The sequence below is a fragment of the Peribacillus sp. NPDC097224 genome (assembly GCF_044761985.1).
Taxonomy (GTDB): Bacteria; Bacillota; Bacilli; order Bacillales; family DSM-1321; genus Peribacillus.
Genome location: NZ_JBIWDK010000007.1, coordinates 147,413 through 166,501 on the forward strand (window position 1 = coordinate 147,413; position 19,089 = coordinate 166,501).

Genomic DNA, 19,089 nt, shown 5'->3' on the forward strand with positions numbered 1-19,089 from the left:
ATTCTTTTATCAACATGGGGTTCAGAATATTAGAAGACAAACAAGAAGTTGAGGGGAGGCGGGTTTTTGAACAAGAAAAGAAGAGCCGTACTGTTTCTTTTGTTGGTGTTTTCTATTGGGCTTGTCCTTTATGGACTATCCGGGCAAGCCACTCAGGAAAACAACAAATTGTATGTGTCTTCCGCTGGGGATGACAAAAACGTCGGAAGTAAGAAAGAACCTTTAAGAACCATACAGAAAGCCGTCGATTTAGCAAAACCGGGTACAACTGTCCATGTTCGAAAAGGAGTCTACAATGAACAAGTCGTCATACGGAAATCAGGCAAAGAAAATGCCCCTATCACCATTAAGGCCTACCCAAAAGAAAAGGCGATCATCGATGGGAGGGGCCTAGAGGTTTCATGGGATGACCAGGGTTTAGTATCGATACATAATCAAAGCTACGTTACCATCGATGGATTGGACATCCAAAATTACAAAACCGAACAAGAGGATTTAGTGCCAATCGGAATATCCGTTAGCGGAAGCGGAAACGGTATCCGTATTTTGCGTACTCATATTCATCATATTGAAACACTTCATGAAAACGGGAATGCCCATGGGATTGCTGTTTATGGCACCGAAGCACCGCAAGCGATTGAAGATATCATCCTTTCAGGCAATACACTAGAAGAGATGAAACTCGGTGCCAGTGAAACGTTGGTGATGAATGGTAATATATCAAACTTCCAGGTTACAAATAACATCGTCAGGAGAAATGACAATATCGGAATCGATGTTATTGGGTTTGAAGGTGTGTCTCCTGTTGAAAAATTTGATCAGGCAAGGAACGGTATCATCCGTAACAACACAGTCTATGAAATATCCAGTTACGGAAATCCAGCCTACGGAAACCAATATGCGGCTGGCGGAATCTATGTCGACGGTGGTAAAGATATCGTTATCGAGAAGAATAGGGTTTATAAAAACGATATAGGAATCGAAGCGGCTAGCGAGCATGAGGGCAAAGTTACTAGTTCCATCACCATACAAAACAATTCGATTTATGAAAATAGAAGTGCGGGCATTGCAATAGGTGGGTATGACAGGAAAAGAGGAAGCACCATAAACAGTACAATTACCGGCAACGTCCTGTATAAAAATGATACGGAATTTCAAGAGGGCGGACAGGTATTGCTTCAATATCATACAAACCATAATAGAATCGAAAACAACATCATGGTCGCGGGTGATTCCAATCTCCTTATCAGTAACCCTTTCAAGCAAAACAAAGGGAACATACTAGATAACAATGTCTACTACCTGCATGGGGGAGAGAAAGAAACGCGTTGGATATGGAAAACGGAAGATATCATGGGGTTCTCTGCCTTTAAAAAGAGAAGTCTTCAAGACACGAATAGTATGTTTCAGAAGCCGAAGTTCATGAATGAAAGGAAACGAGATTTCCGGCTCAAGTCCAAATAAATTCGGTTAACGGTATAATAGCATCATTTTGGATTTTCCATATTTTTGTTATATTTAATGTGATAGATTGGCAGGAAATATATTCAGAGGGAGGAAGGGAATATGAATAATAGAAGGAATTTGCTGTTTTTCTTAGCATGCATGAGTGCAGTGGTTCTATTCATTACAAGTGTTCAACATCCAAGTGAAGCGAACGCTGCCAAGGACAACCTGAATCTTAAGAAGCTGGAAGTCGATGAATTCTTTACGAACCATGACGGAACATTCATATTACGTGATCTGAAAAAAGAAAAGACATTCGTCTATAACCAGGAACGTGCGAATCAACGATTTGCACCGCAATCGACTTTTAAAGTGCCAAATTCTTTGATTGGGTTGCAAGTTGGAGCTGTAGAAGATGAATATGACATTAAGTATTGGGATGGTGTTGAGCGGGAGATTGAGGCCTGGAACCAAGATCATACGCTTGGGTCTGCGATGAGAAACTCTGTCGTTTGGTATTATCAAGCGATGGCTCGTGACATTGGAGAGAAGCAAATGGAGGAATGGGTTCGTACCATATCTTATGGCAACCAAGATATTAGTGGAGGCATCGACCAGTTCTGGTTAAGCAGTTCACTCGAAATTTCACCAATAGAACAAGTAGACTTTATGGAGAAACTATATAAAGAGAACCTTCCCTTTGATAAGGATGTCATGAAAACCGTGAAACGCATGATGATCCAGAAGGAAGGGGATGACTTTACCCTTTACGGGAAAACAGGGCAAGGGTCAGGTATAGGCTGGTATGTCGGTTTTATCAAAACAGACAATCATGCGTATAGTTTTGCTACGAATATTGCCGGAACAAGCACAGATGCTAAAGCCATCACAATGGACATTTTAAAGAAGTACCACGTAATGACAATGGAATGAAACCAAGAATTAGAGGATAGGATGTTGAAATAAAGGCATGCATCCTCTTTTTCATACGAAAAACATGTCCGATGTTAAAATAAGCTTCGCATTAGGGCACTGATCCAAGAAGGATTGACACTCTTTTTTAATGGATTGTTGATTAAAGACTTCCAACTATACTTACAAATACATGATTTGTGCTTCTAATAATCTCTTACATTTAAAATCTGATCACTTCGTTTTCAATTTATGCCCAGTATTGTGCGTCCACTGTATAGGCATAACTACTATTCTGTAATAAATATCAAAAGAAGAAACCCAAAATTTAGTCGCGACTCTTGGTTAAATTTCCTGATCATTCAACAACTACACCTGTTCTAACAGATGTAGATATAACGGAGCTGTTTTTAATTTTTGAATCATCGCGGATTGGAGAATGTAATGCAAATTAAGTTATTGAGTTATTTATTATTAAGCTTCCTTTCACTCTTATTCTTAACAGGTTGTCCAGGCCCATCTGACTATGATATGGACCTACCTGGAGGATATTCTGTTATAAGAACATCAGCCGACGAAGTCAAGATTGCACCAAAAGTTAGTGAAGGTAGTTGGGGAACCGACGTCATTCCTGCAAAAGTTACCGAAGTTGCTTGGGATGATAAATATATTATCGCAAAGCAGCTTGGTTTGAAAAATGACGACGACGGCTATCAAATTCCTGATGAAAAGAACGTGAGCTTTTGGATACTGGAAATGACTACAGACGAAGTGACTGGACCTTTAGATGGTAAAAGTTTCACAGAGAAAAAAGCTGAATTTGGAATATCCAATGATATTGTGCTACAAGAAATAGATGACATTAGGGGAGATGGATAGGCGTTCCCTCTTAAAGAAGCTTTTCCGTGTTCCTTCATTTGTTCTGACAATTTTTACAGTGAATATTATCTGAAAAACGAATGACTGAAACCAGGTAGGGAAGAATATCAGTGAGTCTGATTACTTTTTTTAATGGAGGAATGAAGATGAACGATCGTTTTGACGATAAAGTCGTGCTGATTACAGGAGCCGGATCTGGACTGGGACAGGCTTCTGCCCTGCAAGTGGCCAAAGAAGGGGCGAAACTTTCCTTGGTCGATGTGAAAAGTGATTCCTTGGAAACAACGGAAAAGTTGATCCACGAAGCGGTCCCCAAGGCGGAAGTGCACTTGATTACGGCGGACGTTTCAAAGGAAGAGGATGTGAAGAAGTATGTGGATGAAACAGTGGATCGATTCGGCCGCATCGACAGTTTCTTCAATAACGCCGGAATCGAAGGGAAACAGAACCTGACGGAGGATTATGGAATCGATGAGTTCCGTAGAGTGGTGGGTGTGAACCTGAACGGGGTTTTCTTCGGGATGAAGTATGTACTGGAAGTCATGAAAAAGCAGAAATTCGGCACGATCGTCAACACGGCATCTGTCGGCGGAATCCGCGGCGTGGGGAACCAATCAGGCTATGCGGCAAGTAAGCATGGTGTCGTCGGACTGACGCGAAACTCCGGAATCGAGTATGGCCAATACGGCATCAGCATCAAGGCGATTGCTCCGGGTGCAATCATGACGCCGATGGTCGAAGCTTCCTTGAAACAGATGGGTGGCGAGAACTGGGAGGCAGCCGGTAAGGAATTCGTCAGCGTCAACCCGATGAAACGCTTTGGGAAACCGGAAGAGGTCGGGTACTTGGTAGCTTTCCTGCTTTCCGAACAAGCAACCTTCATCAATGCCGCCGTCATCCCAATCGACGGTGGACAGTCGTATAAATATTAAGTAGTAAAAACTGATCTTTTCGCTTAAGCGAAAGGGTCTTTTTTATAGAATTGCTTTCCTTCTATTAATAAGGTATGAATTATTAAAGGGCATTTCAAATGGGGGACGGGCATGGATACGACAATCCTGTATTATAAAAGATATGAAGGAAAAGCAAAGCCTATTGATTATGTTACGTGGGCTTATCAAAAATTAACGGAGGGTTCTTCGGTGAACTCATTAAAAATCCTAGCATCCTTTAGAGAACCTCTTAACCAATTCGAGGTAGAAGATTATTTTCAAATGGTTATAAAAGAATGGGAAATGCCAGTGCCTACGCATGAAGAGTGTGCCAAAGCCTACTTATATCACTTATTAAGACAAATCTTAGGGGAAGATAAACATGTCGCCCATATAGCTTACGAAGTGTATGAAGTGGTTCGCGAACACTTTAATGAGCTGAATGTATGGTATGACATAAGTGAAATGATAGACGAATTTCAGTGTGGGGAAAATAGACTAAGAGAGAACCTAACGTGGGAGCAGTTTCTTTCCATGATCAAGCTTGAAGCAGAGAAACAATTAGAAAATGAATTCTTCCTCCAGTAAAGGGCTATAGACTTACCGAAAGACCATTTTTTGTAGGGAGGATTTCCTTTGTTGGAGGAAACGTAGAAAACTTTTCAATTCTTCCGTCCAAGTGGCATATACATATAAGCGATCTTGTAATGAGAAGGAGGATTGCTTTGGACGGAGTTACGTTATATGATATCTTCTTCATCGTGGCGACAGAAATCATCTTGCTTGCGACAGTGGTGCTTACCTTACTTTGGGTCATCCGGGCACGGAAGGAAAAGGTTCATTTTCTACTTGCATTTATCATTATTGCTTTTCAGCTTGTATGGAATGTCGCATCCAACTATTTCATGATGACCGCGATTTTGATTCCAGGTGTATCGGTGGTTCTGATGCTGACCTGGAGGCTTTTCATCCGGGATGAATACACGAAAAGCCGGTTGTTCAGTGCTGCGCTTCTGCTACAGGGTATCTGGTTTGTTTTGTATATCGTCGTACTGATCGAAAACTGGTTAGGTATTTAGTCATTGGAAGGCCCTTACATGGTGAGGGTCTTTTTATTTAGACTGAATGTCGGATTACTGGCGTTGAATGTTGAATTATTGGCGTGAATGTTGAATTATTAGCTTGAATGGTCGAATTAATCCTATCCGTGGTTGAATTCTACCGATTACAGCTCTGTTTAAGAATCGATTTTACGTGAATTGTGCGCTATACTGGATGTAACTCGTCTTAAAGGAGATGGACCAGCCCGTGTTTAATAGATTAACGAAGAAAACAAAGGTAGCTCTAGTAGCTTCCATCTTATATGTGATTGTACCGACGGATCTCATTCCGGATTTTATAGTAGGTTTCGGACAGGTTGATGACGCAGCTGTACTGCTTTACCTAGGCAAATGCTTATACACAGATTTGTTTACCAAGAAATCTCGTCCTGACGTCATAAAAGGTTAGTAGATTAATAGGTAAACAGTTACTTAATCGTTTTCATAAAAAAAAGCCATGCTCCCAGCCGATAGGCTGGAAGGCATGGCTTTTTCCTTTTACTTTTGAGCGTTAATCCAAAGTTTACCTGTTGCTCTTTGAGTTGTAACATTCCCATAGCTATCTTGGGCTTTTACCTCAACGACGGCACCTGGTGCTTTTACATTCGTCGTGGCAGTGTAGTAGCCGACATAATGTCCTGATGATGTTTCTTTCATTGGTAATTCCGTTGCATTGGCAACGCCTCCTGCATTTGTCAAAGGCATCAAGATGGAGAAGTCTGCGGATAAGCCTGGTTCACTGTCAAATTCGATTTTGACGGATTCCCCATTTTTTAAGACCTTATCCTGATTTGGCACTAAACCAGAGATTTCTGGAGCTGTGAATTTCACATCGATGGAAATGGTTTTCGTGACTGAATTGCCTGCCTTATCAAGAGCGACTACCTTGATTTTATTGATTCCTTCATCAAGTAGAAGGCGATAAGAGAAGGTGTTATCTTTCACTTCGGCCTTCTTCCCGTTCACTTTAACTGAATCCAGGTTTTCATCCGAGATGGTACCCTTCACGGTTACCGTTTCGCGGTTTACTTTGCTGCCATCAGTTGGTGAAGTAATGGCGAGTGTTGGCTTTTTCGTATCCAATATCACCGTTACAGGAGCGGATGCCTCAGTTGTACCTTGGCTAGTCCGCGCTTTTGCAGTCAACGTGTTTTCCCCGTTGTTTAATGTGACAGGGACGGAGAATGTTCCTTCATTCGTAGAATCTGTTGTTGCCACTTTTTCTCCTTTGTTGAAAATATCCACTTTCGTTGTCGGTGCGGATGTACCTTCAACGGTCACTTCTTTTTGATTCGAATAAGAACCATCTTTAGGAGAGGTGATGACAGGTTCTTTTACTTCGTAATCGACCGTTGCCCGAATCATGTAATTTCCTTCTTCAGCTGGGGCTGGTGACCAAGCACCGCTTACACCCTGCCAGCTTCGTCCTGCATTCGGTCCATCTTCATCTGTAGCTAGACCTGGTGCATTCGGATTGGCTTTTGTTTGGGTATAAACCATAAAGAAATCGCCTTCAACCATGATTCCATGTTCGCTAAGATCAACATGTGTCCATTGACCGTTACGTAAGGCTGTTTCGGTGAAAGGACCTGCGATTTTCTTGCCAGGTGATCCGTCTGTTCCTGAAGCATCATATACGGAAACTTGGAACTCAGTCCCACCTGGGGTAGGCCATGTTGTATCCCAGAAGCGTAAAAGAGCGCCGGTTACATTGGCCGTTTTATTCCCTGAAGCCAAGGACATTTTTACAGCCCAGCTGTTGCCTGCCGCATTATAGGCACGAGCGTTTTCAGCTGTTCCATCATCATACTTGATTTCATCTGGGTACCCGATGAACGGTTTTAGTTCGATATTTTTCGTGCTAGTTTCTTCAGAAATCGTCACGGATGCCTCATTGCCGTAATAAGAAGGAGCCATGACTTTTAATGTGTAATTCCCCTCATAAGCAGTTAGTGAGTATTCACCGTCTGCATTTGTTGTTACTGGCTGAATGGCCGCATCCTCTAGAAGGTAAACGGTAGCACCAGAGACGGGTTCACCAGTAACCTTGTTGGTGATGGTACCATTGATTGTTCCTTTAGGGATTTCTTGAAGAGTAAAGTTAGCTGTTGATGTTGCATCTTGTTCGATGTTGACTGGCGCTGTTTGTGAACGATACCCATATGTTTCTGCTTGCATCGTATACGTACCTGTTGCATGTGTAAGTTGGTATGAACCATCTTGTGGGTTTGTATATACAGAACGTCCTGTTTCTAAAACACTTACCTGTGCCTGTAATGGAAGAAGCACTGGTGCAGGTTGTTCTTTTTCAGGTTCTTTTTCTTCTTTTTCGATAACTGGCTTGATTTTGTCAGGATTAACTTGCGGTTTAGCTGATACCGAAGAGTCAGACTTATTGACACCTAATCCTGCTTTTGCTTTTGTCGTTGGTAGAATCGAAGTATTGGCCAATTTAACATCATCGATATACCAGCCCGGTTTTTGGACGGAACTATCTGTTGTGACATTAAAGGCGATATAGATTCGTTCTCCAGCATATTCGCTTAGGTTGACTTCTCCGTCGACCCAATTATTGGACTTATCATTGAAACGGGCAGCTTGGACCCAGTTTGTTTCGTCTGTGGAAATAAATACATGACCGTAATCATAGTTCCTTTCCAGTTCGTACCAGTGCTTGAATTGTAAATAGCTTGTGCCTTCTGGTACATCGACCGGAGGCATGGCTAGGCTCATATTGGCGCTATTTGCATAGTTTCCAGCCAGGTTTGTAGCATAGACCTTCTGACCGGATGCTGCTGATCCAGGACCGCTTGTCGGAATGCCCCATTCCCAGTTATTGTTTGTCCCGTAAGAAGTCCATCCAGTTGGATTTTCTTCAAAATCCTCTGTATAGCCTACGCTGATACCAGGTAATAGTTCAATGGAATAAGCATTGGAAGTCGTGACGGAGCCACCAAAATCGGTTGCCATCCATTTATAAGTGACTGTATTTCCAGTCAAATCAGCACCTGGGATCGTGGCTTCGTACGTTCCAGACTTATAATCGCCATTCTTTCTCTCTGCCTTGACTTCAGCCCAGCTTCCGTCCGCTTTTTTGTAGCTGAGTTTAACGGCAGTGACACTTACATTATCTGATACTTCAGCTTGAAGCTTTAGGTTCATTTTTTTATACGAATTTTCTGGTGCTTCATGGGAAATGACGGCTGCTTCTGTGTCATCACCAGACTTGGTTACTTGACCTTCGATTTTACCCAGTCCGCTTACAACGGAAGAGACCGCGTCAAATGCGTTTACTAGGCCATAACCATATGCATGATTAGGCGTTGTCGGGTAATTGCTGTCTGTCAAAGGTGTCGCCGTTGTCAGTAGAATTTCCTCAAGTTGGTCAACGGTTAAGCTGGCATTTACCTGTCTTAATAGAGCAGCGACTGCTGTGACATGAGGGCCAGCCATCGATGTTCCATTCCAGCCACCTTCATAGCCACCACCAGGAACAGCAGACCGGATGTTAACACCAGGCGCGGAAATATCCGGTTTGATTTCTCCGTATGGAGATGGACCCCGTAAAGAGAAATTTCCGACTACGTTGTTAATGTCTGTTGCGCCAGTGGCAAAAGACTCTGGATAGTTGGCTGGGTTAGCTACTGAACCAGCTCCGCCGGGATTCGTTAATGTCGTATTTCCAGCAGAAAATTCAGGGAAGATTTCAGCTGCTTTCCAAGCTTGTACCATTGGACGGTACCACTCGTCAAGGCCAGCTCCGCCTCCCCAAGAGTTATTGACAACATCCGGTGCTTTCTCAGGATGAGGATTACCTGCCGCATCTTTTGGGGCGATTATCCATTCACCGGCTTCCAATAAATCAATATCTGAACCTCCATTTGCAGAAAACGCCTTAACTGCGATGAATTTAGCGCCTGGAGCCACTCCGATTTGATTGGCACCATTTGGCTCAGAGCCTACCATTGTACCGATTGTGTGAGTTCCATGATCTAAATCATCATATGGTGAAGCTTGTCCGCTCACCGCATCAAACCAGTTGTATTCATTGTTTGCGACATCTGGGTTGGCAGGGTTATATCCGCGGTACTTGGTTTTTAATGACGGATGGTTCCATTGGACGCCTGTATCGATAGAAGCAATAACGGTTCCTGCTCCATCAATGCCCATATCCCATACAGCCGGAGCCCCGATTTTTTCGATATTCCACTCAATGGAAGATGTGTCTGCTTTGGTTTTACTTGATTTTGGGATTGTAACAGCTTTAGAAGCGACGGTCTTGCTTGCCGGTTTAATAAGCTGTCTTGTTTCATTCGGCATGATTTTATCTACTTCCGGAAGAATGGCGATTTGCTCCATTACTTCCTTCGTGGCTGTCACGGCAATCGCGTTAACGATATAAAAAGATTGAATATCTTTTGCATTGCCGGCTTTTTCTTGCTTTTCTAAGTAGTTCTTGATATCGAATTGTGTTTCAAGAGCAGTAGCGCGAAGCTCCGAGACCACACTCGAACGTTTAAGTAACTTTGCATTATTTGCAGATAGTTTTTGTGATTTTGCTGTTTTGGCAGCTTTTGAGGATACGTCCTTGGTGTCTACTTGTTTTTTGAGTTTAACGAGAAAGGTTACCTTTTCATCTTTTTCAAACTGCTTTAGGACCTTGGAGGCCACTTTCTTTTGATTCTTTCCCGCTAACTCATCTTTAGCAGAGGTGTGGAGTTTGTTTGTAGATGCAGCGATGGAGTTTGTTGGAATGATCAGTGATCCAATAAGCATGATGACAAATGCTATTGCTAACCACTTCGTCCTTCGTTTCTTTCGCAAGTCAATTCCCCCTTATTCTATTTTCAAAGAACAGCACCTTTGGCCAATCTAACAGGTACATTGCACCTCCATTCTTTTTAGTTGGCCAGTATGTAGAACACAGATGTTCCCATAATGATAGCAAACGGATGAATGAGAAAAATGTCGTATTATAGGGCGATAAACTCGAATCAGCCAAAATGAATAGTTTGTAGGAACACCAATTATGGGAAAATAAGGATTAATACCTTCTCCTTTTCACGTAAGGGTGGTAAATTATAGAAAAAATATGCTAATTTACGAGTGTCTAAAGAACTTTGCTTATATGGGATATTGAAAAATGGTAAATAAATACTGTTTAGCGCAAGTGGAGAGGTGGGTTTCAATGAAAAACTCCCCATTATAAAAAATGGGGAGTTCATATAAAGTATTAAGCAGTTGCATCCAACTTTTTAAGAATAATAGAAGCGTTCCTGCTGCGCCCCCTGTTCCAGTCGGAAGAGTGATAGACGAATTTGTGACGTTTCGTAGGGTGAGAACATCCCCATCAGCTAAGGTGACCAGAGCCTGGCCGGTAATTTCCTGGCTACCTGAACCGGATCCATAAACGGAACCTGGAACCAATGTGTCATTTACTAATAAACCAAATTGGTTAGGTTCTAAAGTCGATACCGAGAAAGTAACTTCGTAGGTTCCTGGTGTGGTAACGGTTATATCGGTTGAAGGAGCTGTATGCGTAATACCAGGTGTAGTTATTCCAGTTGTATCAAAAGTAACATCCGTTCCGGCAGCCACTGTTTGAGCTGTTGTGTTGTAAATAAATCCGAACTCTGCTAAACCAGTACCACAGTGATTCCAGTAGGTTCAGTAGCACCCATTGGTCCTACAAAGTTATTGGGATGGGTACATGACATGAAATATGTATTTTTTTATAAATGACCCTTAAACTTCTAGATTTTTTGTTCGTTTGGCACAGGGCCATCTTGGGTACTAACTTATAAAAAGAAGAAAAGAGGAAGATCCATGTGGAACGCAGTCTTATGGGGTGGAGTTTCAGGTTCGGCCGTTTTGCTTGGGGCGCTTATGGCTTTATTTGTTCCAATTAAAAAGAAAGCGATCGGTTACATCATGGCATTTGGAACGGGTGTTTTAATCGGGGCAGCCGCCTATGAGCTTTTAGGCGATTCCGTTCGGGATGGGGGAATCGTGGCGACGTCCATAGGTTTCATAGCGGGTGCAGCAGTGTTTACCGGTTTGGATTTTCTTGTTTCCAAAAAGGGTGCATCTAAAAGGAAACGCTCCAATCATGCTTCTACAAAGGAAGCTGGGTTGGCCATCTTTATTGGGACCGTGATGGATGCGATACCGGAGTCGATCATGATCGGTGCCAGCTTGATCAGTGGCGGGGCGGTCAGTTGGTTGCTCGTCATCGCCATTTTTATCAGCAACATTCCAGAAGGACTTTCCAGTACGACGGGGTTAGTGAATAGCCACTATTCGAAGAAGAAAATCATGGCTCTCTGGTTTTCCGTATTGATCATTTCGGCCATGTCGTCACTGGGGGGCTATCTCTTCCTCGATCAAGCATCGGAAGCGATGATGGCAGGAATGGCCGCCTTTGCAGGTGGAGGAATCATTGCCATGGTTGCGTCCACCATGATGCCTGAAGCGTATGAAGACTCAGGTCCAATCACTGGAATCTTCGCTTCAGCGGGGCTGCTCGTTTCACTGGTTCTGGATTCGATGTGAGTGTAATAGAATGCGTTTAATAAAATTGATAAGCGTATCCGTACTATTTTAGTTGTCATCAGCTCATTTAAAACAGCCACCTCCAGAAAGGAAGTGGCTGTTTTGTTATGGAAGAAACGTCCCTGTTCTACGTTCTCTTATTTATGTTCAAGTCCATCTAGCACAATATTAGTTTAAAAAATCCTTTTTATATCGAAAAGCTAGATATATTCCGGAAGCTATGAAAGCAAGAGAATATTTAAATAAGAAGAAAATTTGCCACATATATTCTTTCGGGAAGATGATGTCGCATAAAATGATTCCATATAGCATAATGAGGGCGCCTTTTAAAGATATTTGAATGGTCCTTTCGTCAGCCGCACCCATTTTTTTATAGAATACATAGATGAGGATCACTCCGACTATAAGCAATACAAAGCTGATACCAATAAGCATATTCCAATTGCCAGTTGATTCATCTGTCCAGGTTTTTAAAGGATAAAAGACTGAATTTGATAGTTCTTCAATTTTCATTTTGTTCACTCCCTTTCACATAAATAAAGATATCGTTTACCTCTACGTTAAAGAAATCAGCTATTCGAAAAGCTAAAACAAGAGAAGGTGAGTAATTATTCTTTTCCATCACATAAATGGTTTGTTTGGATACTCCCACAGCGGCAGCCAATTCTTTTTGAGACAATCTTTTTAAAACCCGGTGTTCATATACTTTATTTTCAACATAATCCTCAACTGCTTTCTTCAAAGTCGTCACCTTCCTTTTTACCATAATCTTACAGTACATTATACTTATAGAAAAGTAAAGTAAACTTATACAAAAGATAAATATTATTATGCAATTTGAGATATAAAAAGTAAAAAAGCTTGGGGACCCCAAGCGTTTTTCAATGGAAACTATCATGTTATTTGAGTGTCAAAAAATACATTTATTGGATATTTGTTGAAACTTTCTTTCAGATTATCCGTATAGCTTATTATCAAAACAAGGAGGATATCATATGTACGATGTGGATGTTGGTGGAGGGGATGGACTTTTCACAGCGGCACCAGTATTTATAGGAATTATTTTTGTTATCATTCTCATACTATTCATAGTGAATGTATTCAATGGCCTTAGCCAGTGGAAGGAAAACGAAGAGTCGCCTCGTTTATCTGTTCCGGCACATGTCATAAGTAAACGGACGAATGTCACAAGGCATAATCATTTCCATGATAACGATGTCCATTCGCATTCTTCCTCTACGACCTACTTTATAACATGTGAATTTGACAGTGGTGATCGAACGGAATTTCGTATTTCAGGCAAGGAGTTTGGTTTGCTTGCTGAAGGAGATATCGGTACGTTAACTTTCCAGGGAACAAGATTTATAGATTTTTCTAGGAAAAAGCAAACGGAAGAAAACTTTCATTGAATTCAATTGGATTGGGAGATGAGGAATCATGAGTGAAAAAGGATGTATAAAATGCGGTAGTGATGATGCGGCTAAGAAGGACGTGGCAATGACGGGAACAGGATTGTCGAAGATGTTCGATGTCCAAAATAATCAATTTACGGTTGTGTATTGCAAGAAGTGCGGGTACTCAGAATTTTATAATAGGCAATCGTCCACAGGAAGTAACCTGCTCGATTTATTCTTTGGTTGATCTTTGGAAGAGAAGGGGCTGCCCCAAAAGGCGGGAATGTCGATCACAACATTTCTGCCTTTTTTCTATTGCGTTTTTTCACTGGAAAAAGGGACTTTTGAAAAGGCTACTTGTTAGGTATGTTAAGAGTTCTATCCTATAGTCATTATTTTAAGAAAGTATTTAATTCACTTTTCCCATTGCTCTATAAAGGCTGACAATCGCTAAACGAGTTAATTGTAAGGCCATGTAATGAGGGCTGTAAATCATGTTTTTTTCCACCCATACCTTTGTGATTCCTATGATGGATGAACTACTATAATCAAGCAATATATCTAAGGGGACCAATAATCTTTGTTCCTTACTCATGCTTGAAATGCGAAGGTAAAGGTTCTCCCTAATCACTTTATATAGGTTTTGAAGAAATTCTTCGGATTTTATTTTAGTGAACATGGTGTGGTAGAACTTTTGATTTATAGCTATATTTTCAAAGAATGACTCATAGTAGGGATCAGCCATTTCAAGATTAAACTGGTCATTTCCATGGTTCGGCATGGACTTCACCAAGGATTCTTTTAATTCTGATAATTTTTCTTGGACCGTTTTATCTAGCCAATCATATTTGTCTTGATAATGTGCATAAAACGTAGAACGGCTAATATTGGCTTGATTGGTGATGTCCTTGACAGATATTCGTGAAAATTCCTTTTCGGATAGTAGAGAAATAACAGTTTCATAGATGACTTCACGAGTCCGGATGATTCGACGATCTGTAATCGGTTGATGGCTTTCCATTTTTTCCTCCTAAAGATTGAAAGTAGAACGTAAAGTGATTATCGTTTGTTGACGCCTCTATGCTTTTATTCGTATCAATGTTGTATTAATATAATAGACCATCAATTCATATATAATCAATAGGAATTGTTATATTTGTGATTGGAGCAGGGACCAGAACGGATGGAACATGAAAAATACAATATAAATCATAATGTGGTTTTACTTTACTCAATCGAACATTTCGTTATTCACTGTCCTCTAAACGTCAAAAATGCCTTAATTGTTTGTTGCAACGGAGTGGAGTCTTGCTATAATAAATATCAAATTCCGATTTTATTCATGTGATTTATGGGTGTATGTTAGAACTTGTCTAATTTTATATGTCGACTGGACTACCAGAGACTTTTATGTAAGCTTGAATCCCCTGATTTTAAGCGAACAATAAAGGTGTCTGTTTTTTTGTATGCTTACGGTTTGATTGAATTTGGATGAAAAGAGGTTCGTAAGTGCTGAGCAGAGGAGATCGCTTTATTCAAAGCTTGAATGATGAACGTAGCGTATTACTTGAAGGGGAAAAGTTAACCGATTTGGCCGGGCATCCCGCGTTTAAAGGAACGCTCGAAACCATTACACATCTCTTTAATATGCTCGATGATCCCAACGAGAGAGAGAACGTTGGGTTTAAATTGCCTGGTAGAGAGTCATATGCACATAGCTCATTTTTAGTCCCCTATACACAAGAAGATTTACAAAAACGTAGCCGGGCCTTTCATTATTGGTCTAAAGAGACTCATGGCATGATGAGCAGGTTGTCCGATTATGCACGATCCATGATTACGGGATGGTATGCGGCCAGGAAGCAATTGGGTGTTCTTGATCCCCATTTCGAATCGAAGATCACAGCTTACTATGCAGAGGCAAGGGATCATGATTTGTTCCTAACAACTGCCATTGTCGATCCGCAAATTGATCGCTCGAGTGGTCTGGAGGATGTCAGAGTGGCAGACAGGTTTCTCCATATTGTTAGAGAAACAAGTGATGGAATGATTGTGCGCGGGGCAAAAATGATTGCGACGGGTGCTCCCTATGCCCATGATTTTATCATCTCGTCCTTTTTGAAATTCAAACCGGAACAGGCCAAACACGCACATGTTCTGATTGTTCCAGCGAACTCCCAGGGGCTTCATATTGTTTGTCGAGAATCCTTTGCTGATCTGAGGAAAAGCGACCATATTTTAAGTGCTAGATATGATGAAATGGACTCCGTGCTATTTTTCGATGATGTCTTCATTCCTTGGGAAAGGGTCTTGCTTCATGGCAATTCAGAGAATGTATTAGCACTTCGAGCCAACGAAACGGCTAATTCCCTTGCTTTTCATCAGAATATTGTTCGGTACGTGGCAAAACTGGAATTCGTGACGGGGGTCGCCTTTGCGGTAGCGGAGGCAATAGGTGTGAATGAATATTTGCATGTGCAGGAAAAACTTGGTGAGCTGCTTACCCAGATTGATACCATGAAAGCACTCGTGATTGCCTCAGAAGTTCAGGCAAAGCCGGATGAGGCGGGAGTGCTAGTACCAAACCTATCCTATATCCATACAGCTCGAAACATCGGAACCCGTTTTTACCCGAGGGCCATCGAGATTTTACAACAAATAGGCGGTGGAGGATTTGTTCAGGTTCCCTCCAGGTTCGAAGATTTCTTTGGAGTGATTTCAAACCACATGCAACACTACTTTGAAGGAAAGACGGTCAGTGCAGAGAAAAAAGTACAGTTATTTAAACTGGCCTGGGATCTAATTGGGAGCCCTTTAGGGTCCCGGCATGAACTGTATGAACGATTTTATGCGGGAGATCCGGTTCGTGCTTTTGCCAGTCAGTATAGTGAAGCAGACCACGCTTCCTTCACGGAGCCGATTTGGCGGTTATTATGGGAAACAAGTAAGTAGGGGGAAGTAAGCTAAAGATTGAACCCGTCCATCATAGTCTTGCTAGTGAACGTTCTAAACCAACCATGATTAAGGAGCATTCAGTATGAATGATGAGAAATTAAGGATAATCGAACTTTCTGAACATCCCATACAAAAGAGAAATCTGGAAAAAAGCGAGTATCTTAACCTACCGGATATCGAGTTTTTTCTATTGTGTCAGCAGCAATATAGGGTGAATAAAGGGGTGTATAACACGATAGATAAATGGTTTCATCATGATGGAATCGTTAATATTATTCACCGTCGAATCTATCTTCTAGCCTTTTTGGACTTTGTATCAGAAGAGAATGCGAAAGATGACCGCCATAAATATATACGATTCGGGAATGGCGGATTAACTAAAAAGCTCAACGAATTTATGAAGGAAACGGAAACCAATAAATATATGATTTAAATCTGGTCCATTTGAAGGAGGATCCTCATTCATGAATATAGCTGAAAAAGGAACAGAACTGGATTATCTTGAAATAGCCCAATCATTAGCAAATGAATTCGCAAAAACTGCCGTTCAACGAGATAAACAAGGTGGAACGGCAAAAGTGGAACGTGATTTACTTCGCAAAAGTGGATTACTCCCTCTTAACGTTCCCAAGCATTTGGGGGGACATGGTGAGAACTGGGAAACCATTTTTCGAATAACCCGTGAACTGGCTAAAGTCGATGGCTCGATGGCTCATTTATTCGGTTACCACTTTTTGTGCTTGACGTCGGTTCATTTATACGGAACTGAACAGCAGAAGGAAAAGCTTTATAGAGAAACAGCCGAACATGATTGGTTCTGGGGCAATGCCTTTAATCCACGTGATGAAGGGTTAGTAGTAAGACAAGAAGGGAATTCATTGCGATTGAATGGAAAGAAATCCTTTTGTTCCGGTGCCACAGACTCAGACCGACTGCTTATCTCAGCCAAAAGCCCAGATCATGACCGGCCTGTTATTGCCGTTATTCCGACTAAACGAACAGGTATAGTTGTCGGGGGCGATTGGGATAGCTTCGGTCAACGCCAAACAGACAGCGGAACCGTGATGTTCAATGATGTGCGGCTAGAAAAAGAGGAAGTACTGAGTTTTTACGAACAACATCAGGATGGCTTCTTTCCCACTTTACGAACACATATCGCTCAGACGATTTTAGTTCAGGTTCTCCTTGGAGTGACGGAAGGAGCGTTTGAAGAAGCCAAAAAGTACACCAGAAGCGTTTCTCGCCCTTGGTTGACTTCCGGTGTTGAGCAAGCAACTCTTGACCCCTATACCATTCGTCACTATGGGGATTTCTTCATACAGATAAAAGCTTCTGAAGCATTGGCTCAAAATGCGGTAGTGGCATTACAAGAAGCGTGGGACAATGAGTGGTCACTAACAGAACAGGAGCGAGGTGAGTGTGGGATCATGATTGCAACGGCTAAGGCTTCCGTTGCAAAAACGGCATTAGAGGTGACAAGTCGCATGTTTGAGGTTATGGGAGCAAGGGCCACTTCAGCACAGTATGGATTTGACCGATTTTGGCGTAATGTAAGGACGCACACTTTGCATGATCCGATTGAATACAAAGTTCGGGATCTCGGAAACTGGGCTTTAAATGGTCAGGTACCTGAGATTACCCCCTATTCTTAAATAGTACGTAACAACTGCTTTTTAAAGAATTTACTGAAGCGTCTACCAAAAGAAGAAACAGTAAAACCAGTTAAATAAAACTTGATTTTAGAGAAAGAGGTTGATTAATAAATGGAAATCTTTTGGTTTATCCCTACAAACGGTGACTTTCGTCAATTAAATAATAGTGAAGGCGCTCGTCCTGCCACGTATAACTATTGTAAGCAAATTGCAGAAGCGGTTGATGATCTAGGCTATACAGGGGTGTTAATTCCAACAGGAAAAACTTGCGAAGAAGGATTCATTGTCGCGTCTACACTTGTACCTGTAACAAAAAATCTAAAATACCTTGTGGCTGTACGCCCAGGTTTAATGTCACCTAGCTTTGCAGCACGTATGTCTGCCACATTAGATCGATTTTCTGATGGTCGGTTGTTAATTAATGTGGTAGCGGGGGGCGATCCTGTAGAAATGGCAGGAGAAGGTGTCTTTTTAGATCATGATGAACGGTATGAGCTAACAGATGAGTTTTTAACCATTTGGAGACAATTACTTGCAGAAGAGGAAGAAGTAGAATTCAAAGGAGACCATTTACGAATCGAAGGGGGACAATTACCATACCCTACGGTGCAAAAACCATATCCGCCCCTTTACTTTGGAGGATCTTCGCCCGTTGCCATGGACGTGGCAGCAGAACATATTGATGTCTATTTAACATGGGGAGAGCCACCAGCTCAAGTGGAGAAAAAAATCAATAAAATGCGTGAACTTGCAGCTAGGCAAGGAAGAACATTGAAATTCGGAATAAGACTTCATGTGATTGTTCGACCAACAGAAGAGGAAGCATGGGAAGCAGCGAATAAGCTTATTGAACACGTGGATGACGAAACCATTGCACAAGCACAAAAAGTATTTAAGCGGATGGATTCGGAAGGTCAACGTTTGATGACGAGCCTACATGAAGGAGACCGAGACCGATTAGAAGTAAGCCCTAATCTATGGGCAGGAGTAGGATTAGTGCGAACAGGTGCGGGCACGGCTCTTGTAGGAGATCCGGATACGGTAGCGGCGCGTATGAAGGAATATGCTGATTTAGGCATCGAAACCTTCATTTTATCAGGCTACCCGCATTTAGAAGAAGCCTATACCGTATCGGAATTATTATTCCCTAGGTTGCCAATTGAAAGGAAGGATACTTCTAATCAAAAAACATTCCTTAGTCCATTCGGCGGTGACATCAAGCCGGCTGCTGTTAAATAACTAGCTTTATAAAAGAAAGAACCTCCAT

Annotated in this window: 19 protein-coding genes; 14 read left to right on the top strand and 5 right to left on the bottom strand. The window is 41.8% G+C overall.

Annotation, left to right across the window (positions count from 1 at the left end):
• Positions 1 to 66: 66 nt before the first annotated feature.
• The 7 genes from ACIQXR_RS14645 to ACIQXR_RS14675 all read left to right on the top strand — a co-directional run bounded on the left by ACIQXR_RS14645 (position 67) and on the right by ACIQXR_RS14675 (position 5,678).
• Positions 67 to 1,464, top strand: coding sequence for a right-handed parallel beta-helix repeat-containing protein (locus ACIQXR_RS14645; RefSeq protein ID WP_403080262.1), 1,398 nt, complete (start codon positions 67 to 69; stop codon positions 1,462 to 1,464).
• A gap of 141 nt (positions 1,465 to 1,605) precedes the next feature.
• Positions 1,606 to 2,379 (top strand): class D beta-lactamase, encoded by a 774-nt coding sequence (gene blaOXA / locus ACIQXR_RS14650; protein ID WP_403080322.1) that lies wholly within the window; start codon positions 1,606 to 1,608, stop codon positions 2,377 to 2,379.
• Positions 2,380 to 2,802: 423 nt separating this feature from the next.
• Positions 2,803 to 3,237 (top strand): DUF3997 domain-containing protein, encoded by a 435-nt coding sequence (locus ACIQXR_RS14655; protein ID WP_403080263.1) that lies wholly within the window; start codon positions 2,803 to 2,805, stop codon positions 3,235 to 3,237.
• Between the two features lie 146 nt (positions 3,238 to 3,383).
• Positions 3,384 to 4,169 (top strand): SDR family oxidoreductase, encoded by a 786-nt coding sequence (locus tag ACIQXR_RS14660; RefSeq protein WP_403080264.1) that lies wholly within the window; start codon positions 3,384 to 3,386, stop codon positions 4,167 to 4,169.
• 111 nt (positions 4,170 to 4,280) lie between these two features.
• The gene (locus tag ACIQXR_RS14665) at positions 4,281 to 4,757 is read left to right on the top strand and encodes a hypothetical protein (protein ID WP_403080266.1); all 477 of its coding nucleotides are present in this window, start codon (positions 4,281 to 4,283) and stop codon (positions 4,755 to 4,757) included.
• 137 nt (positions 4,758 to 4,894) lie between these two features.
• Complete coding sequence (locus ACIQXR_RS14670) at positions 4,895 to 5,248, top strand: hypothetical protein (RefSeq protein WP_403080268.1); 354 nt, start codon at positions 4,895 to 4,897, stop codon at positions 5,246 to 5,248.
• Between the two features lie 229 nt (positions 5,249 to 5,477).
• Positions 5,478 to 5,678, top strand: a complete 201-nt coding sequence (locus ACIQXR_RS14675) for a YkvA family protein (RefSeq protein WP_402957647.1) — start codon at positions 5,478 to 5,480, stop codon at positions 5,676 to 5,678.
• A gap of 89 nt (positions 5,679 to 5,767) precedes the next feature.
• On the opposite strand, the gene ACIQXR_RS14680 is transcribed toward ACIQXR_RS14675, so the two are convergent.
• Both ACIQXR_RS14680 and ACIQXR_RS14685 read right to left on the bottom strand, forming a co-directional pair.
• Positions 5,768 to 10,093 (bottom strand): S8 family serine peptidase, encoded by a 4,326-nt coding sequence (locus ACIQXR_RS14680; protein WP_403080269.1) that lies wholly within the window; start codon positions 10,091 to 10,093, stop codon positions 5,768 to 5,770.
• 300 nt (positions 10,094 to 10,393) lie between these two features.
• On the bottom strand, positions 10,394 to 10,867 hold the full coding sequence (locus ACIQXR_RS14685) for a BclA C-terminal domain-containing protein (protein ID WP_402873595.1): 474 nt from the start codon (positions 10,865 to 10,867) through the stop codon (positions 10,394 to 10,396).
• 228 nt (positions 10,868 to 11,095) lie between these two features.
• On the opposite strand from ACIQXR_RS14685, the gene ACIQXR_RS14690 reads away from it, so the two are divergent.
• Positions 11,096 to 11,821: a ZIP family metal transporter gene (locus ACIQXR_RS14690; protein WP_402873598.1), complete on the top strand. Its 726-nt coding sequence runs from the start codon at positions 11,096 to 11,098 to the stop codon at positions 11,819 to 11,821.
• Between the two features lie 168 nt (positions 11,822 to 11,989).
• Here ACIQXR_RS14690 and ACIQXR_RS14695 read toward each other — a convergent pair whose 3' ends face one another.
• Together ACIQXR_RS14695 and ACIQXR_RS14700 are read right to left on the bottom strand one after the other, a co-directional pair.
• Positions 11,990 to 12,334 carry a DUF2178 domain-containing protein gene (locus tag ACIQXR_RS14695; protein ID WP_402873601.1) on the bottom strand — a complete coding sequence of 115 codons (345 nt, stop codon included), beginning with the start codon at positions 12,332 to 12,334 and terminating at the stop codon, positions 11,990 to 11,992.
• Positions 12,324 to 12,587 (bottom strand): helix-turn-helix transcriptional regulator, encoded by a 264-nt coding sequence (locus ACIQXR_RS14700; RefSeq protein WP_402873604.1) that lies wholly within the window; start codon positions 12,585 to 12,587, stop codon positions 12,324 to 12,326. Before ACIQXR_RS14700 ends, ACIQXR_RS14695 begins: the two co-directional genes overlap by 11 nt.
• Positions 12,588 to 12,816: 229 nt before the next feature.
• Between ACIQXR_RS14700 and ACIQXR_RS14705 the strand changes: the two genes are divergently transcribed.
• Both ACIQXR_RS14705 and ACIQXR_RS14710 read left to right on the top strand, forming a co-directional pair.
• Entirely contained in the window at positions 12,817 to 13,230 is a 414-nt protein-coding gene (locus tag ACIQXR_RS14705; protein ID WP_403080271.1) for a DUF2500 domain-containing protein, read from the top strand.
• 28 nt (positions 13,231 to 13,258) lie between these two features.
• Positions 13,259 to 13,462 (top strand): zinc ribbon domain-containing protein, encoded by a 204-nt coding sequence (locus ACIQXR_RS14710; RefSeq protein ID WP_402873610.1) that lies wholly within the window; start codon positions 13,259 to 13,261, stop codon positions 13,460 to 13,462.
• Positions 13,463 to 13,624: 162 nt separating this feature from the next.
• On the opposite strand, the gene ACIQXR_RS14715 is transcribed toward ACIQXR_RS14710, so the two are convergent.
• A complete protein-coding gene (locus tag ACIQXR_RS14715) occupies positions 13,625 to 14,236 on the bottom strand; it encodes a TetR/AcrR family transcriptional regulator (RefSeq protein ID WP_403080273.1) in 612 nt (203 codons plus the stop codon).
• A gap of 488 nt (positions 14,237 to 14,724) precedes the next feature.
• On the opposite strand from ACIQXR_RS14715, the gene ACIQXR_RS14720 reads away from it, so the two are divergent.
• From ACIQXR_RS14720 to ssuD, 4 genes are all read left to right on the top strand, one after another.
• Positions 14,725 to 16,167 carry a 4-hydroxyphenylacetate 3-hydroxylase family protein gene (locus ACIQXR_RS14720; RefSeq protein ID WP_402873616.1) on the top strand — a complete coding sequence of 481 codons (1,443 nt, stop codon included), beginning with the start codon at positions 14,725 to 14,727 and terminating at the stop codon, positions 16,165 to 16,167.
• Between the two features lie 85 nt (positions 16,168 to 16,252).
• Positions 16,253 to 16,603 carry a hypothetical protein gene (locus ACIQXR_RS14725; RefSeq protein WP_402873619.1) on the top strand — a complete coding sequence of 117 codons (351 nt, stop codon included), beginning with the start codon at positions 16,253 to 16,255 and terminating at the stop codon, positions 16,601 to 16,603.
• A gap of 31 nt (positions 16,604 to 16,634) precedes the next feature.
• Positions 16,635 to 17,822, top strand: a complete 1,188-nt coding sequence (locus ACIQXR_RS14730) for an acyl-CoA dehydrogenase family protein (protein WP_402873622.1) — start codon at positions 16,635 to 16,637, stop codon at positions 17,820 to 17,822.
• Positions 17,823 to 17,933: 111 nt separating this feature from the next.
• A complete protein-coding gene (ssuD, locus tag ACIQXR_RS14735; RefSeq protein ID WP_403080275.1) occupies positions 17,934 to 19,061 on the top strand; it encodes an FMNH2-dependent alkanesulfonate monooxygenase in 1,128 nt (375 codons plus the stop codon).
• Positions 19,062 to 19,089 lie beyond the last annotated feature (28 nt).